The 323-nt window shown below is 47.7% G+C and carries 1 protein-coding gene; it reads right to left on the bottom strand.

Translation table 11 applies throughout. The annotated features are described in order from the left end of the window. Positions 1-323: hypothetical protein (locus Q1A48_RS21510; protein ID WP_299948932.1), on the bottom strand; the 323-nt coding region annotated here is incomplete at both ends.

Here is a 323-nt window from a genome sequence, read left to right as displayed (position 1 = left end):
GTTTGTAAACGTTTAGCTAAACGGTCTAAACGGTTTTCAACGCCAGATAAACAGTTTTCAACGGATTCTAAACGGTTTTCAACGGACGCTAAACGGTCGCCAACAGAGCCAAAACAGCTGCTAAATGACGCTAAACAGCTACCAACGGTAGATAAACGGTTGCCCAGGGAAGGGCAGGGCTCCTCAACGGATTCTAAACAGTTTTCAACGGTTTCTAAACGGTCCTCAACGCCAGCTAAACGGTTTTCAACGGAGCCTAAACGGTTTGTAAACGCCGACCTCAGCCAGGAACAGATTGAACTGGCCAACCAAATTTGCGCCGG

This window comes from uncultured Microbulbifer sp., assembly GCF_947489355.1.
GTDB lineage: Bacteria > Pseudomonadota > Gammaproteobacteria > Pseudomonadales > Cellvibrionaceae > Microbulbifer.
This window is presented reverse-complemented; position numbering and strand designations above follow the sequence as displayed.